The 15,712-nt window shown below is 68.5% G+C and carries 17 protein-coding genes and 1 tRNA gene; 11 read left to right on the top strand and 7 right to left on the bottom strand.

Annotation, left to right across the window (positions count from 1 at the left end; all coding sequences use genetic code 11):
* Positions 1–110: 110 nt before the first annotated feature.
* Positions 111–2,597, bottom strand: coding sequence for an endonuclease/exonuclease/phosphatase family protein (locus ACLJPX_RS36465; RefSeq protein ID WP_410604879.1), 2,487 nt, complete (start codon positions 2,595–2,597; stop codon positions 111–113).
* Between the two features lie 194 nt (positions 2,598–2,791).
* Here ACLJPX_RS36465 and ACLJPX_RS36460 point away from each other — a divergent pair, with 194 nt between their 5' ends.
* Positions 2,792–4,126: a BNR-4 repeat-containing protein gene (locus ACLJPX_RS36460; RefSeq protein WP_410604878.1), complete on the top strand. Its 1,335-nt coding sequence runs from the start codon at positions 2,792–2,794 to the stop codon at positions 4,124–4,126.
* A gap of 233 nt (positions 4,127–4,359) precedes the next feature.
* On the opposite strand, the gene ACLJPX_RS36455 is transcribed toward ACLJPX_RS36460, so the two are convergent.
* Positions 4,360–4,806, bottom strand: a complete 447-nt coding sequence (locus ACLJPX_RS36455; RefSeq protein ID WP_410604877.1) for a limonene-1,2-epoxide hydrolase family protein — start codon at positions 4,804–4,806, stop codon at positions 4,360–4,362.
* 93 nt (positions 4,807–4,899) lie between these two features.
* Here ACLJPX_RS36455 and ACLJPX_RS36450 point away from each other — a divergent pair, with 93 nt between their 5' ends.
* Together ACLJPX_RS36450 and ACLJPX_RS36445 are read left to right on the top strand one after the other, a co-directional pair.
* Positions 4,900–5,454: a DUF305 domain-containing protein gene (locus ACLJPX_RS36450; protein WP_410604876.1), complete on the top strand. Its 555-nt coding sequence runs from the start codon at positions 4,900–4,902 to the stop codon at positions 5,452–5,454.
* 42 nt (positions 5,455–5,496) lie between these two features.
* Positions 5,497–5,584 (top strand) — tRNA-Ser (locus ACLJPX_RS36445).
* Between the two features lie 46 nt (positions 5,585–5,630).
* Here ACLJPX_RS36445 and ACLJPX_RS36440 read toward each other — a convergent pair.
* The 3 genes from ACLJPX_RS36440 to ACLJPX_RS36430 form a co-directional block, all read right to left on the bottom strand.
* Entirely contained in the window at positions 5,631–5,837 is a 207-nt protein-coding gene (locus tag ACLJPX_RS36440) for a CsbD family protein (protein ID WP_101611226.1), read from the bottom strand.
* Positions 5,838–5,921: 84 nt separating this feature from the next.
* Positions 5,922–6,374 (bottom strand): nucleoside deaminase, encoded by a 453-nt coding sequence (locus tag ACLJPX_RS36435; protein WP_410605073.1) that lies wholly within the window; start codon positions 6,372–6,374, stop codon positions 5,922–5,924.
* 23 nt (positions 6,375–6,397) lie between these two features.
* Complete coding sequence (locus ACLJPX_RS36430) at positions 6,398–6,880, bottom strand: tRNA adenosine deaminase-associated protein (RefSeq protein ID WP_199192882.1); 483 nt, start codon at positions 6,878–6,880, stop codon at positions 6,398–6,400.
* A 76-nt stretch (positions 6,881–6,956) separates the two neighbouring features.
* On the opposite strand from ACLJPX_RS36430, the gene ACLJPX_RS36425 reads away from it, so the two are divergent.
* Together ACLJPX_RS36425 and ACLJPX_RS36420 are read left to right on the top strand one after the other, a co-directional pair.
* Complete coding sequence (locus tag ACLJPX_RS36425; protein ID WP_410604875.1) at positions 6,957–8,186, top strand: M20 metallopeptidase family protein; 1,230 nt, start codon at positions 6,957–6,959, stop codon at positions 8,184–8,186.
* Positions 8,187–8,219: 33 nt separating this feature from the next.
* Positions 8,220–8,690 (top strand): heme-degrading domain-containing protein, encoded by a 471-nt coding sequence (locus tag ACLJPX_RS36420; RefSeq protein ID WP_410604874.1) that lies wholly within the window; start codon positions 8,220–8,222, stop codon positions 8,688–8,690.
* On the opposite strand, the gene ACLJPX_RS36415 is transcribed toward ACLJPX_RS36420, so the two are convergent.
* Positions 8,687–9,085, bottom strand: a complete 399-nt coding sequence (locus ACLJPX_RS36415; protein WP_410604873.1) for a hypothetical protein — start codon at positions 9,083–9,085, stop codon at positions 8,687–8,689. The two genes, ACLJPX_RS36420 and ACLJPX_RS36415, sit on opposite strands and share 4 nt — an antisense overlap.
* A 267-nt stretch (positions 9,086–9,352) precedes the next feature.
* On the opposite strand from ACLJPX_RS36415, the gene ACLJPX_RS36410 reads away from it, so the two are divergent.
* The 6 genes from ACLJPX_RS36410 (at position 9,353) to ACLJPX_RS36385 (ending at position 13,275) form a co-directional block, all read left to right on the top strand.
* A complete protein-coding gene (locus ACLJPX_RS36410; protein ID WP_410604872.1) occupies positions 9,353–9,733 on the top strand; it encodes a hypothetical protein in 381 nt (126 codons plus the stop codon).
* A 6-nt stretch (positions 9,734–9,739) separates the two neighbouring features.
* Positions 9,740–10,768, top strand: a complete 1,029-nt coding sequence (locus tag ACLJPX_RS36405) for a fatty acid desaturase family protein (RefSeq protein WP_410604871.1) — start codon at positions 9,740–9,742, stop codon at positions 10,766–10,768.
* Positions 10,765–10,944 (top strand): RGCVC family protein, encoded by a 180-nt coding sequence (locus ACLJPX_RS36400; RefSeq protein WP_410604870.1) that lies wholly within the window; start codon positions 10,765–10,767, stop codon positions 10,942–10,944. The genes ACLJPX_RS36405 and ACLJPX_RS36400 overlap by 4 nt, the downstream gene beginning before the upstream one ends.
* 9 nt (positions 10,945–10,953) lie before the next feature.
* Positions 10,954–11,112 (top strand): DUF6307 family protein, encoded by a 159-nt coding sequence (locus tag ACLJPX_RS36395; RefSeq protein WP_168214436.1) that lies wholly within the window; start codon positions 10,954–10,956, stop codon positions 11,110–11,112.
* 156 nt (positions 11,113–11,268) lie between these two features.
* Positions 11,269–12,612 (top strand): diaminopimelate decarboxylase, encoded by a 1,344-nt coding sequence (lysA, locus tag ACLJPX_RS36390; RefSeq protein ID WP_410604869.1) that lies wholly within the window; start codon positions 11,269–11,271, stop codon positions 12,610–12,612.
* 168 nt (positions 12,613–12,780) lie between these two features.
* The gene (locus ACLJPX_RS36385; protein ID WP_410604868.1) at positions 12,781–13,275 is read left to right on the top strand and encodes an Lrp/AsnC family transcriptional regulator; all 495 of its coding nucleotides are present in this window, start codon (positions 12,781–12,783) and stop codon (positions 13,273–13,275) included.
* A 78-nt stretch (positions 13,276–13,353) separates the two neighbouring features.
* On the opposite strand, the gene helR is transcribed toward ACLJPX_RS36385, so the two are convergent.
* Positions 13,354–15,558, bottom strand: coding sequence for an RNA polymerase recycling motor ATPase HelR (gene helR / locus ACLJPX_RS36380; RefSeq protein WP_410604867.1), 2,205 nt, complete (start codon positions 15,556–15,558; stop codon positions 13,354–13,356).
* Positions 15,559–15,712: the final 154 nt, after the last annotated feature.

Here is a 15,712-nt window from a genome sequence, read left to right as displayed (position 1 = left end):
TTGCTGCTATTCCGCCACCAAGTCACTGAAGCGCCAACGCGGACTGCATTAACTGTGCCTTAAAGGCCTTGTCCTTGCAAATTTGCAAGGACAAGGCCTTTAACAGGAAACTATGGTTTCGGGAGGTAAGGGCCGAGGACCTTCTCGAGGTAGTCCGCCAGGTCGTAGAACGCGTCCTGGACCGGGTTGCCCGCGCTCGGCCGGAACCGCAGCACCTGCGGGTCGTGGTCGCTCGCCTGCTGGGCGAACTCCGCGTTCAGGTGGACGACGTCGTAGTCGGTCCCGCGCGGCGCCTTCGACGCCAGGATGTGGTCGAGCACCTGCGACTGGCCCTCGAAAACGTAGCTGTACCGCTCGTTCTCCGGCAGCGACGCGATGAGGTCCTTCAGCACGCCGCCCGCCGTCAGGGTCTTCACCGCGGGCGAGAACGGGTAGTCGTTCAGGTCACCGGCCACGACGATGTTCGCGTTCTTGTCCGACGCGAGCACCTTGTCGATGAACCCCCGCAGCACGGTCGCCTGCTTGGCCCGCTGCACCTCGGAGCTCCGGACCGGCGGCTGGTTGCGGCCGTGGGTCGGCTGGTCGCCGCCCTTGGAGTTGAAGTGGTTCGCGATGACGAACACGGTGCGGCCCTGGAAGACGAACTCGCCGACGAGCGGCTTGCGGCTGGCCTCCCACGCCTCGTTGGCCGGGTCGACGCGGCCGGGAGAGACGGTCAGGTGGGTCTTGCCGCGCTCCTTGACGACGTCGACCGGGGTGGTCGCGGTGCCGGCCGGACGATCCACAAAGGACACACGAGCCGGGTTGAACAGGAAGCCGACGCGGATGTTGCCGCCCGGCTGGCCGCCGTCCTTGCCGTTCTCCGGGTCGATCTGACGCCACTCGTAGCGCGGGCCACCGGCGGCGACGATCGCGTCGACGAACTTCTGCAGCGTCTGGTCCGCCACGACGGTGCCGTCGTTGGCCGGGCCGTTGTTGTCCTGGATCTCCTCCAGGTTCAGGATGTCCGGCTTCGCCAGGTTGGTGGCGATCGCCTTGGCCAGCTCGCCGAACTTCTCCGCACTGTCCAAAGCGGACAGGTTCTCGACGTTGTAGGTGGCCACCGAAAGCTCACCGCTGCGCTGCGCGCGGGTGCTCTCACGCTTGAGCCCGTTGTCCTTGGTGGCGCCCAGCTTCGTCGCGAACAGTGTGTAGCCGCCGAAGTTGCTGTACTCGACCGGGCCGGAGGTCTCGCCGGTGAGCACGTCGCCGGTGTTGACCTTCGGGAACGGCACCTCGGCGAACGGGATCAGCGACGCGACCTTGAGCACGCCGGTGTTGAGCCGGTCGTAGTCCAGGTACACCGCGCCGCCGCGGACGCTCGGGTTCTGCTTCGGCTTGGTGGTCACGTAAAGCTCGTTGAACGACGACGTCGGGCCGACGACGCGCGCGTCGGAGACGCTGACGATCTCGCTTTCGTGCGTCTCCCAGAAGTCCAGCGAGTACTTCGCGGGCTCCAGCGGAAGCGGCTCGATGCTGCCGCCCGGCGCGGGGGCGACGGTGTCCGGGACCGAGTCCGGCGTGACGACGGTCGGTGCGGGCAGGGCGTTCCCGCTCGAATCGACCGTCCACTGTGCACTCGTCAGCTCGGTGAGCGACTGGTACGGCGAGGTCGCCGGCGCGTCCGGGTAGAACTCGCGGATGGTGCCGGTGGCGGTCACGGCGTCACCCACGGCCACGGCGGGCGTGGTCGAACCGGTGAAGACGAACAGGCCCTCGCTGGTGCGCGGGTCGGCGTCGGGAGCGGGGTCGGTGACCCAGAACCCGCGGGCCGAACCGAAGCTCCGGATCGCGGTCACGACACCGGTGACCCCGGCGACCTTCCGGTCCTTGAACGGCGAGATCCGGGTGGTGCCCTGGATTTCGTGGATCTTGGCGGTCACCGGCGGCGGGCCGGTCTCACCCGGCGTCTCACCCTTGCTGTTCGTCGGGGTGGGCGCACCGGAGGTGAAGTCGGCGGCGTTGTCGTCGGTGTCCGCGAGCGCCGAGCCCCTGGCGACCGACGCGGTGTTGGACGGCGCGGGTGCCGCGGCCCCCTCGCGGATGACCGCGGCCGGGCCGAAGCCGACCAGGTCCTTGATCCGGGGGTCGGCCGCGCAGTCGGCGGCGGTCTTGCAGGTCAGCGCCGTGGTGCCCTGGACGAGCGCGATGGTGCACGCCGTGGCGGACAGCGGGATCGAGCCCGTGGCGTCCGGCGTCGGCAGGGCGACGGTGCCGCCCGCGCCCTTGGCCTCCGCGACCAGGTACCGCGCGCCCGGCGCGACACCGCCGGTCAGCGGCGTGACCTGCCAGCTGTTCCCCGACGCGGGCGCGTACTGGACGCTGAAGCCGTCCAGGCTCACGGCCGCCGCGCCGCGGTTGGCGAGTTCGATGAAGTCGTTGCTCAGCGTCGCACCCGAGTTGCCGCCACCGCCGTAGACCTCGGCGATCACGGCGTCGGCGCTGGGCGCGGCGAGCGCGGCCGGAGCGGCTGTGATGGCAGCACCGCTCACGACCAGGCCGGAGGTGACGGCCACGGTCAGGGCCCGTCTCCTGGCAGCACGGCGGGATGTGGTCACGCTGAGTCCCCTCTTCGCAAGATCGGTCGAGGAATACTCCCCCGAACAAGTGAAATGAGGAAGACGACGAGACAACGATTCGTGACCGCTGGGCCGGTCGCACCAACCCCTTCGTCGTTTTCAGGGCTGGTTTTGCCGTGTTCCCCCGTGAGAGGATCAAGATCCGCCGCCTGCCACACACAGGAGGCGTCTTCATGCGCAGACTTCTTTGCGCGCTCATCCCACTCCTCGCGGCAGGTCTCGTGACCCCGCCCGCCCAGGCCGCGAAGCCACCGGAGAAGGCGGCGTTCGAGGTGATGACCCCGGCGAGCACGGTCGCGTCCCGTACCGACCGGCGGCCGAACGCGGGCGGTGTGTACGACCCCGTCGCGCGCAAGACCTTCATCTCGTGGTCGGGCAAGGCCGCGGACACCTACGTCCAGGCCTACGACCACCGGACCGGCGGCTGGACCGCGCCGAAGAAGATCGCCGACGGCGAGTCCGATCCGCACAACTACCCGACGATGCTGCTCGCCGGCGACGGCCACCTGCTGATCTTCCGCGGCATGCACAACACGCGCACCGTGATCAGCCGCGCGCCGCTCGCCCATTCCCTCGAAGGCACCTGGACCGACACCGAGGTGCCCCAGGGCGCCTCGGCGAGCTACCCGATGCCGGTCAAGACCACCGACGGCACCTTGTTCCTGTTCTACCGCGAGACGACGAACGAACTCGATCCCACCGCGAACACCGACTTCCGCCCGATGAAGTACATCGTGTCCCGTGACAACGGGAAGACGTGGAAGAACTCCGTGCAGCTGACCGGGAAGCAGTGGGCGTTCGGCTCGCTGGGCCGGGCCGACCACATGGACGAGATCTACGTCGGCCAGCTGCGGTACCTGCCGTCGTCCGGGCGGATCCAGTTCGTCTACACGCTCGCGGGCGGCGGGCCGACGCAGCACAAGCACGACGTCTACCACCGGAACGTCTACTACCTGTCGTTCGACGTCCGCACCCTGCGCTTCCACTCCGCGGCGGGCCGCGACCTCGGCACCCAGGTCGACGACGCCGAGCAGGAGCGGTACCTCAAGGTCGCCGAAACCCCGCTCGAACTCCCCGGCGGGCTCAAGTCGCCGGACTACATCCTGCAGGTCGGCACGCAGCGCGACGGCAAGCCGTTCGTCACCTGGTTCCAGTTCGACGCCGCGGGCTCGCCGCGCGATTTCGCGGGCGCGTGGAACGGCCGGGAGTGGGAAGTGCGCGAAGTCGCGAACGGACTCCGATTGCGCGAGATCGAACAGCTCAATGGCGGCACTTGGCGCGTTTACGGAACCCGGGACGGACAGCCGGACATCGAAACGTTCTTGCTCGAGAACGGACGCGTCTGGAAGCCGGAAACCTTGATCACCACACCGAAACCGGTCCAGCGCGTCGAGGTGATCACCGGTTTCCGGGACCCCGCTCGCATTCTGGCGACCGGCGCGTCCAGCGCGCGTGACGTCTCCGTGGCCGACGGTGACATTTATGTGGTGGGAACGCCGCGCAAATAGCCCATTGGGGTTCCCCTGCCTTAAATGAACCTCAAGTCCGGGTACAACCCGGCAATTCCGGAGTTACCTTTGGCCATGTGAGCGAGGGCACAATCCTCCCTCACATCGCCAGAGCTTTCAGACGCTCGCCGGGGAGGGCGAGCGGGGGGAACTGGGGGTGCACCGCCGGTGCACGGGACCCGTCTGGGGAGGACGGAGCCCGTACACCGGCGGTGTGTCGTTTCCGCCGCCGGTCAGCGCTCGAGCTCCTGCCGCGCCCGGTACTTGCCGATGAGCGACTTCGCCCCGGCGACGGCGGCCTTGCCCGCGCCCTTCGCGCTCGCGGCCAGGAACGTCGTCCAGTCGAAGTAGTCGCGCCACAGCACGATCCGGCCGTCGCGCACTTCGAACGTGCCGCACACCCAGAACTCCGCCTCCCACGAACCACGCCGGAGGACGTCGGTGCGCTCGGTGAGCACGATCGGGCCGTCGGCGGCGATGTGGTGGGTGCGCGCCTCGAACCCGCTGCCGTAGCGGGCCATGGTGCGCAGCTGCTTCTCCACCGCCGAGAGGCCACGGGCCGGGGGCAGCGGGACGTTCTGGTAGACGATGTCGATCGCCACGAAGCTCAGCGCGCGATCGATGTCGAGCTCTTCGAGAGCCTGAAGGAAACCGGTCACCACGGTCTTCGGATCCGTCATGCCTACCGAGGCTAATCCGATTTTGAACCGCCGGAAGGTCACAGCCGTATCACAGAGCGGAGGGCCGGATTCCCCACGACTACGGAGGTATCGATGCGACGGCGACTGCCGATGGCACTGTTCGGGCTGGTCGTCTGGGTGCTCGCGGGCTGCTCGACGGCCACGGGCGCCGCACCGGCGGCACCGAACACCCCTGGCGCCAACCAGGCCGACATCACCTTCTCCCAGCAGATGGTCCCGCATCACCAGCAGTCGATCCAGGTCGCGAACCTGGCCTCGGAACGGTCGGCTTCCGAGTACGTGAAGGCCACCGCGGCCAAGATCATCAAGGCCGAGTCGGCCGAGGTCCAGACGATGACCGGCTGGCTGCAGTCGTGGAACGCGGCCGTACTGCCCGCCGCGGGCCACGCGGGACACTCGATGCCGGGGATGATCACCGCCGGGCAGGTCGCCTCGCTGCAGAACCTGACCGGCGCCGAGTTCGACAAGACGTGGCTCCCGCTGATGGCCGAACACCTGCGCAACGGCGTCACGATGGCCAAAACCGTGCTGTCGTCGGGCGAGCACGCCGAGACGAAAGCGCTGGCACAGGAGATCGTCGAGAACCAGACGGCGGCGATCGACGAGATCACCGCGCAGCTTCCTTGACCCCCTGCGAGGGCGGGAAGGCCCTCCGGTATTGTTCTCGGCGGTGGCGTGTCCGAGCGGCCGAAGGAGCACGACTCGAAATCGTGTGACGGCTAATAACCGTCCGTGGGTTCAAATCCCACCGCCACCGCAGCGAAGAGCCGGTCTCCACGGAGACCGGCTCTTCTGCGTGTGGCCTACTTGTTGAACTTGTCCTTGAGGTCCTGCACGCCGCCTTCCGCGCGGTCGCGAAGATCGTGCCCGGTCTCCTTGACCTGACCTTCGGTCTGGTCGGCGCGACCGGAGTTCTCGAGGTCCTGGTTGCCGGTCTTCTCGCCGAGCTTCTCCTTGGCGGCGCCGATGGCCTGCTCGGCCTTGTCCTTCGCCTTGTCGAAAACGCTCATGGCGGACGTTCCTCCTTCGACTGCGGCCACCGTTTGCGGCCGCGTGATCTTGGAGTACCCGGAGAGCCGGAACCGACACATCTGTCACCCGGTGCGGTTACCCCGGCGCCCGTGGAAGAAGTCTTCGAGCAGGGCCGCGCACTCGGGCTCCAGCACGCCGCCGACGACTTCCGCGCGGTGGCTGAGCCGCCGGTCTCGGACGACGTCCCACAGCGACCCCACGGCCCCCGTCTTAGGCTCCCAGGCGCCGAAGACGAGCTTCGCGACCCGGGCCATCACGAGGGCGCCGGCGCACATCGTGCACGGCTCCAGCGTCACCGCGAGCGTGCAGCCCTCGAGCCGCCAGCCGTCACCGTAGATCTCGGACGCGGCCCGCAGCGCGAGGATCTCCGCGTGCGCCGTCGGGTCACCCAGTTCTTCACGGGCGTTGCGCGCGGAGGCGAGCGGGGTCCCGTCCGGGGACAGGACGACGGCGCCGATCGGCACGTCGTCGCCCGCACCCCGCGCCGCCGCGATCGCCGCCTGGACGGCGGCGATGTCGGCGGCGGAGGCGGAGGGGCTCAGATCTCGTCCAGGATCTTGGTGAACTCGGCGGCGAATCCACACCGCTGCGCGACCATCTGGAGTTGTTCGTCGGGATAGAGGTCGACCTCGCCGACGATCACCTGGAGCTCGGCCCCCGGCAAGCCGAGATCGGACAGGATCTCCAGGTCGCCTTCGGGCCAGACCGCGTCGTCGTCCTCGTCCGGTGGATCGACTCTCAGCACGTCGAGGACGTCCGCGGCGATGTCGTAGTCGAGCGCCGCCGCGGCGTCGGACAGCAGCAGTGAGGGCCCTCTGGGACTCGGCCGGACGATCACGAAGAACTCGTCGTCGATCGCCAGCAGCCCGAAGGCGGCACCGGTGGAACGCAGTTTGCCGAGCTCGGTGATCGCAGCGTCGAGTTCGGCGAGTGCCCCTGGATCAAGAGAGCTGCACCGCCACCGACCGTCCTCCCGCACCACGGCCACCGCGAACCCCGTGATCGGCTCTTGCACCGCCATGCGCACACCGTATTCCGCCCGCATTCGGAACGCACGCACGGTGCACCTGAAGCGCCGCATGCGCCACTATCGAGACATGACCGGACCCACCGACCTGCCCACCCTCCCCGACGCGCGCTTCGCCGGTTTGCTGGCCGAAGCCCGCGCGCTCCAAGCGAAAACCGTAGAGCTCCGCCGGGAGATCCACCGGAATCCGGAGCTCGGCCTCCAACTGCCGAAGACCCAGGCCTCGATCAGGCAGGCCCTCGAGGGCCTGCCGCTGGAGATCACCGAGGGCAAATCGACCACCTCGCTGACCGCCGTCCTCCGGGGCGGGAAGCCCGGTCCGGCGATCCTTCTGCGCGGCGACATGGACGCGCTGCCGCTTCAGGAGGACACCGGCCTCGACTTCGCCTCCGACGACGACGGCGTGATGCACGCCTGCGGGCACGACACCCACGTGGCGATGCTCGCGTCCGCGGCGCGGCTGCTCAGCGAGCACGCCGCCGAACTGGCCGGTTCGGTGGTGTTCATGTTCCAGCCGGGCGAAGAGGGCCAGCACGGCGCGCGCCACATGATTCACGAGGGCGTGCTCGAAGCCGCGGGCGAACGCGTCGAAAAGGCGTTCGGCCTGCACATCTTCACCCAGGTCGAGTCCGGCATCGTGCAGACGCGACCGGGTCCGATCATGGCGTCGGCGAACAGCTTCCACGTGAAGGTCACCGGGCGGGGCGGCCACGGTTCGGCGCCGCATCAGGCGATCGACCCGGTGCCCGCGGCGGCGGCGATCGTCACCGCGCTGCAGACGATGGTGACCCGCAAGGTCAGCGTGTTCGAGCCCGCGGTGGTTTCGGTGACGCGCATCGAGGCCGGGACGACGACGAACATCATCCCGGAGACGGCGTTCCTGGAGGGCACGATCCGGACGCTGTCCGAGCGGACGCTGGCGTTCGTGCGCGAGGAACTGCCGAAGGTGTGCGAGGCGATCGGTGCCGCGCACGGCGTCCGCGTGAGTGCCGAAGTCGTCCCCGGCTACCCGGTCACCGTCAACGATCCGCAGGTCGCGGGACGGGTGCTGGAGCTGGCGGCCGAGGTCCTCGGCGCCCGCAACGCCGAGGTCATGGAGAACCCGGTGATGGGCGCGGAAGACTTCTCCTATGTCCTGCAACGCGTTCCGGGCGCCTTCGCCTTCCTCGGCGCCTGCCCGCCCGATGCCGACCTGGCCACGGTCGAGGCGAACCACTCGAACCGCGTGGTCTTCGACGAGGACGCCATGGCCAACGGCGTCGCGATGTACGCCGCCTTCGCCCTGGACGCACTCCGGTAGCTATTACACAACAGTGTTGATTTAATGGGTGGCATGAGCGATGACACCCTGGCCGTCCTGGCCGCGCAGGAGGAGCGCCTGGTCTTCAGCCGGTTCGACAACGAGACCGCGCTGAAGCTGGGCATCCACCTGCTCACGGCGGCACGGGACCACGCCCTCCCGGTGACGGTCTCCGTCCGCCGCGGCGGCCAGCGGCTGTTCCACGCGGCGTTGCCGGGCACCTCGGCCGACAACGACGCGTGGATCGACCGCAAGAGCCGCGTCGTCGACCGCTACGGGCACAGCTCGTTCCTCGTCGGCGAGCGGTTCCGTGCGAAGGGCACGACGTTCGAGGCCGACTCGCGCCTGGACCCGGACCTGTACGCCGCGCACGGCGGCGTCTTCCCGGTGATCGTCGACGGCGTGGGGCCCGTGGGCACGGTGGGCGTCTCGGGACTGCCTCAGGCCGACGACCACGCGTTCGTCGTCGAGCAGCTGGAAGTGTTCCTCGCCACACTGTCCTAAGTGGACGTCGCGCTCCGATCGAGCCGCAAGGTGAGGAAGGCGGCGTTGGGCGAGAGGGACACGCGGTCGGCCCGATAGCCGCCGAACGTCTTCTGCCGCGGGTCGACCACGTCCATCGTGAAGGACAGCCTCGGGCCCGTCGACGGTCGGGCGTAGGACATCGTCACGATCGCGCGTCCGGCAGACGCGCACATGGCGTCCGGCGCACACCGCTCGTCCAGTACCGCGAGATAGCCGAGACGGAGATCTTCCTTCGGGAGCACGATCCAGCTGCCGAGGCGGACCGTGAACGAGTCGCCCAGCGCGGGCGGGCCACACGAGGCGTTCAGGAACAAGATCGCCGCGCCGAAGAGGAGCAGTTTCGCCGGAGTGCCCCAGAGCCACTGTCTTCGCATGCGAGGAAGACGGGCGGAACGGGCCGGTCGGTTGCACCCGAGACCGGGCGATCTCCGGACACCCGTCCCACTCTTCAGGACACCCGGCCCGGTCGCGCTCGTCGGGCCGAGGAAGCCTTGGCAAAGCTGGGTTCCGCCGCCCGGACGTCCGCCCACTGACCGGCGGCGAATTCGTAAGGGCTCGAAAATGTTGTCTGCGCTGAAAAATTAAAGACCGTGTGCGCGCCCGGCAAAAGCGGGCGCGCACACGGCGACAGGTCAGGGGTCGTGGCCATCGACGATCGCGGCTTGGCCCTTATGGGCGCCTCGGGGCGCGCGGTGGAGCGCGGCGGGCGGCTGCTCACCGGTCAAAGCCGGCGGGACCATGAACGCGAGGGAAACGATGTCTGGCCGGTGCTCCTGTCTCCGGTCGAACCTCGCGACCGGACGGAACCGGGGGAAGTTTCCCTCGATGTCCTTGACTGTACGCCAGATCGTGCTGATTTGGTGAATTGCTTCCGCCCCGCTCGCGTGGGACGCTTGAAGAAGACCACGGAGCGTCCGTGGCGTGTTGTGGTACCAGTGCCCTTCTCGGCCGAACCGGACCCCTTCGGTGTTCTGAACCCGTTGCTGGATTTTGCCCACTTTCACGAGACCAGAACGGTGTGATCTCCCATGACCTCCACACAGACGAGGCAGGGCAGCGACTTCGCCGAACTGTCCAAATTGGTCATCGACGCCGGCCTGCTCAAACGCAGGCGCGTGTACTACGCGGTGAAGATCTCCTTGAACCTCCTCGCTTTCGCGGGCGGCTGGGTCGCGTTCGCGCACTTGGGCGACTCGTGGTGGCAGCTGTTCCTCGCCGCGTTCTTCGCGATGATGTTCACGCAGCTGTCCTTCATCGGCCACGACGCGGGACACAAGCAGATCTTCCGCGGCCGCAAGGCGAACGACGTCACCGGCTTCGTCCACGGCGGACTGACCGGGCTCAGCTACGGCTGGTGGATCGGCACGCACACCCGCCACCACGCCAACCCCAACCACGAGGACGAGGATCCGGACGTCAACCTCGCCGCGCTCATCTTCACCAAGGCGCAGGGCACCGAGCGGCGTGGCTTCCTGCGCTGGATGGCGAAGTACCAGGCGTTCCTGTTCTTCCCGCTGCTGTTGCTGGAAGGCCTGAACCTGCACGCGTCGAGCGTGACCGCGATGTTCCAGCGCGGCTTCAAACGCCGGAAGCTCGAGGCGGCGCTGATGCTCGCCCACGTCGCCGCGTACCTGACAGCCGTGTTCGTGGTCCTCTCGCCGGGCGTCGGCTTCGTCTTCATCGCCGTGCACCAAGGCCTCTGGGGTGTGTACATGGGCTGCTCGTTCGCCCCGAACCACAAGGGCATGCCGACGCTGTCGGCCGGTCACAAGCTCGACTTCCTGCGCAAGCAGGTGCTCACCTCGCGCAACGTGCGCGGCGGGCCGGTCGTGGACTTCGCCCTCGGCGGGCTCAACTACCAGATCGAGCACCACCTCTTCCCGAGCATGGCGCGGCCGAACCTCAAGCACGCGCAGGTGATCGTGCGGGAGTTCTGCGCGAAGCACGGCATCGACTACGCGCAATGCGGCTGGGCCGCGTCCTACGGATACGTCCTCAAACATCTGCACGAGGTCGGCGCCCCGTTGCGCGCCCCGGCGACGGCGGTCGCGCGATGACCGCCTCCCGCTCCCTCGGCGACGTGGCGGAACCCGCCGCCGACGACCGCTGCCCGAACTGCCCGCACCCGATGTCCGCGCACGACGCGATCGCCCGGCGCTTCTGCACCGCGACCGCGGCAGGCGGGTTCAGCCGCGGTTGCACCTGCGCCACGAAACCCGAAACAACCGAATAGAGGATCGCCATGAACGCCGACACCGTCCCCGTCTCCCGCTACGAGATCCGGGTCGACACCGTGAAGAAGATCGTCAACGAGCACACCGAACTCGACAACGAGGCGGCGTTCTCGCTGGCCGTGCACATGGTGCGGGCGCTCGACACCGTGCCGGAGCCGGTTCGCTGACACCGGCCTCCTGAACACTGTGGCCGGGGTTACTCGCGCGTTAACAACGCGTCAGTGACACGCCGGAAGGCGTCAGGGAGGTGTTGGCGAAGCGGCCGGGCCGGGCCGATCGGAGTTGTGCTGACGGAGCACTGACCGATCGACGCGGAGGTAACCGTGACGCTCAGCGAGCTCCTTCCCAGCCTCGGCTGCGAGGCCGCCGACCACCTCGAACCGGGGGTCTGGCCGCGGAGCACCCGGCTCGGGCCCGGCGGGGAACTGCTGTTCGCCGGCGCGCCGGTGTCCCACCTCGCCGCGAGGTTCGGGACACCGGCGTATCTGCTCGACGAGGACGAGGTCCGGCAGAACGCCCGCGCCTACCGCCGGGCGCTGCCGGACGCCGAGGTGGCGTACGCGAGCAAGGCGCTCTGCACCCGCGCGGTCCTGCGCTGGGTCGCCGAGGAAGGGCTTTCACTCGACACCTGCTCGGCGGGCGAGATCGCCGTCGCGCGGTCGGTCGGCTTCCCCGCCGAACGGATCCTGCTGCACGGCAACGCGAAAACCCCCGAAGACCTCAAGGCCGCGCTGTCCTACGGCGTCCGCCGGATCGTGGTGGACTCGCTCGACGAGATCGAGCAGCTCGGAGCCCTCGCCACCGGCGCGCAGCAGGTGCTGATCCGCGTGACACCCGACGTCGCCGCCGGCACGCACGCGGCGATCACCACCGGCACCGAAGGGCAGAAGTTCGGCTTCTCACTGCGCGAAGAGGTCCGCGACAACCTCGGACGAGCCGTCTCCGCCGTCCTCGCGCAGCCGGGGCTCCGCCTGGCCGGACTGCACTGCCACATCGGTTCGCAGGTGTCGCGTGTGGACTTCTACGAACAGGCCGCCCGCAAGATGATCGGGGTGCTCGCCGGGCTCCGCGAGACCCACGGCGTCACCCTGCGGGAACTGGACCTCGGCGGCGGGCACGCCGTCCGCTATCTGCCGGGGGACACCGGTTTCGACATCGACGGTTATGTCCGGCGTCTGCGTGTCGCACTCGCCTACGAATGCACGTCGCGCGCCTTCCCGCTGCCGAAACTGACGATCGAACCCGGCCGCGCGATCGTCGGCCCGGCGGGCATCACCGTGTACCGGGTCTGCGCGGTGAAACGCGGTTCGCGCACGTTCGTCGCCGTCGACGGCGGGATGAGCGACAACGCGCGGCCCGCGCTCTACGGGGCGGCGTACACCGCACGCCTGGTCGGCAGGCGCAGCCGGGCGGCCAGGCGGCCGATGACGGTGGTCGGGCGGCACTGCGAATCGGGCGACATCCTCGCCGACGGGCTCTCCCTGCCCGACGACGTCCACCCCGGCGACCTGCTGGCCGTCCCGTGCACCGGGGCATACCACCACTCGCTCGCCTCGAATTACAACCTCGTCGGCAGGCCGCCGGTCGTCGGCGTCTCGAACGGCACCGCGACCCTGCTCGTCCGGCGCGAAACCGAGGAAGACCTGCTGAAACGCGATCTCGGCTGACTCGCCTTCCGAAAACCTCGGCGCCCTCCCGGTCGTGCGACAGAATCCTTCGCACGACGGCTCCGAGAAAGAGAATCGCGACAAACAACTTAACGGCGGTAGCATTCTAGACATTGATCGATACGCTGCGCGACAAGAATCGCATGCCGAAACAAAGGGAGGGACGGCATGGGTGACGAACCACGCGCGCAGATGGAGCAGCGCACACCTAGAGGTTTGGACAATACCGATCGCACTCTGATCGCTCTACTGCAAGTCGACGGGCGGGCCTCGTTCACAGCGCTGGCCAAGGCCGTCGGACTGTCGGAGGGCGCCGTACGGCAGCGCGTCCAACGGCTGCTGCGGGACGAGACGATGCAGATCGTCGCGGTCACGGATCCGGCGAATGTCGGGCTCGGCCGTCAGGCGATGGTCGGGATCAGAGTCCAAGGCGATCCGCGAGCTGTTTCCGATCAGCTCTCCGGATTGCCGGACGTCCATTACGTCGTGCTCACGGCCGGAAGCTTCGACCTGCTCGCCGAGGTCGCCTGCCGGGACGACGAACACCTCTTGAGTGTGCTGAACGACGACATCCGGCCCATCCCGGGTGTCGTCAGCACCGAGACCCTGATCTACCTGAAACTCGCAAAACAGACATACGCCTGGGGCAACCTGACCCGGTAGCCCGCGGCTCAGTGCAATGAAAGGCCCGTTACTTGCAAAATTTGCAAGTAACGGGCCTTTCATTGCACGCGCGGGAGGCTAGACGCAACGCAGATACGCGTCCGGAGTCCGCCGTCCGGATTCGAGACCGCGGAGGACCTTCGGCAGCGGACCGCTGTGCAGCACCCCGAGCCGCTGCGTCGCCCGCGTCAGCGCGACGTACAGTTCCGCCTCGCCGCTCGGGCCTTCCGCGAGGATCCGCTCCGGCTCCACCACCAGGACGGCGTCGTACTCCAGCCCCTTGGCCGCGGACGGCGCGATCGCTCCCGGCACCCCCGGCGGCCCGATGACCACCGACGTCCCCTCTCGCCCCGATTCTTCACGGGTGAACTCCGCGACGGCGTCTTCCATGTCCACTTCGGACAGTCGACGGGCCCACGGCCGGACGCCGCACGAACGCACGGATTCCGGCGGAACGACGTCGGGGGCGAAACTCGCCAGCAGTGAAGCCGCCACCGCCATGATCTCCGACGGCGTCCGGTAGTTGACGGTCAGCTTCCGGTACACCCAGCGGTCGGCGACGTACCGGGAGAGCATCGCGTCCCACGACCGCGCGCCGGACGGCGACCGGCGCTGCGCGAGATCCCCGACCACGGTGAAAGACCGGCTGGGGCAACGCCGCATCAGAACCCGCCAGTCCATTTCGGACAGTTCCTGTGCCTCGTCGACGACGACGTGGCCATAGGTCCAGTCCCGGTCGGCGGCGGCGCGTTCGGCCAGGTCCCGATCGTCGCGTTTCGCGAACCGCTCCGCCAGATCCTCGGCCTTCAGCACATCGGTCGGCCGGAGCGCGAACTCGTAGTCGTCGTGATCCTCTTCGACCTCGATGAGTTCCAGCACCCGCTCGGCGTACTCCTTCTGTGCCAGCTGCCGTCGCTCCTCCGCTCGCCGCTCGGCCGTGTGGTCCCAGCCGAGCAGCTCGACGGCCTCGTCCAGCAGAGGCACGTCGGACACCGTCCACGCGGCCGCGTCCTCGCGGAACAGCGCCGGATCGGCCCCGGCCGCCCGCAACCGCTCCGGCGAGGCGTAGAGGCCGGCGAGCAGCCGTTGCGGCGTCAGCACCGGCCACAGGCGGTCGAGCACCGTGCCGAGCCCCACGCTGCCTTCCAGATCGCGCCGGACGTTCTTCAGCATCTCCGGTCGGGTGTGCTTGTCGTCCACCGGCAGCCAGCCCGCCCCGATCCGGTCGACCGCCCGGGCCGTGAGCGCGGTGATCACCTCGCGTTCGAAGACGGCCTTCGCCTCGTTGTGCAACAGGCCGCTGTCCCTGGCCACCTCGCGCGCGGCCGCCGCGATTTCGGCGTCGAGCGGCACGGTGACGTCGTCGAGTTCGATCGGCTCCGGTCCGGAGGGCAGTTCCTGCCGGTCCCGCACCGCCGCCGCGAGCACGTCCAGGATCGCCAGCGAGCCCTTGAGCCGCTGCACCGGCGGCGGGTCCTCACGTTCGGTGCGAAGGCCGGGGACGAGGCCCCCCGGCGTCGCGAAGACGGCACTGGTCTCGCCGAGCGACGGCAGGACGCGGCCGATGTGGTCGAGGAAGCCACTGCTCGGCCCGACGACGAGCACGCCGCGGCGTTCCATGCGCTCCCGCTTCGTGTACAGCAGGTACGCCACCCGGTGCAGCGCCACCGCGGTCTTGCCGGTGCCGGGGCCGCCCTCCACCACGACGACACCCGGGTGGTCCAGCCGGATGATCTCGTCCTGCTCCGCCTGGATGGTCGCGACGATGTCCCGCATCCCCTCGCCGCGCGGCGCGTTGACCGCGGCCAGCAGCGCGACGTCACCCCGTTCCCCCGCCCGATCCGGACGGCCGAAGACCTCGTCGGTGAAATCGAGGACCTTACGGCCGAGGGTGCGGAACTGGCGGCGTCGCGCCATTCCTTCGGGGGACGCGCCGGTCGCGCAGTAGAACGCGCGCGACGCCGGTGCCCGCCAATCCAGCACCAAAGGTTCGTAGTCGTTCCGTTCGTCGAAAAGGCCGACCCGCCCGACGTACGTCCGCCCTCCCGAAAGGGCGTCCAAACGGCCGAAACAAAGGCCCTCGTCGGCGATCTTCAGCCTGGCCATCTCGCGGGCTTTCGTGCCGACGGAGACTTCCCGGTCGGACAGCGCGAAGCCTTCTCCCCTCAGCGCACCGGCATACGCTTCGCCCACCCGCGTACGTTCGGTGTCCAGCCGCTCGTAGAGCGACGCGATGTACTCCCGTTCGGATCGCAATTCCTCGTCGTACCCCTGATTTGACAAGTTCCCCTCACAGCGTTTAGACTACTCAGGTAATCGGCGCTCAGATCAGCATTCCTGATTTGGGCGCCGATTTTTTATTGTCCACCCCTTGTCAAGAGGGACCCGGTATCACTCCGGAAATGATCGTGCGCGATAATGGGGACCACAGCCCGCC

It is taken from the genome of Amycolatopsis sp. lyj-90, from assembly GCF_046549035.1.
Lineage (GTDB): Bacteria > Actinomycetota > Actinomycetes > Mycobacteriales > Pseudonocardiaceae > Amycolatopsis.
The sequence above is the reverse complement of the archived record's forward strand: the minus strand, read 5'-3'. Positions and strand labels throughout refer to the sequence as shown.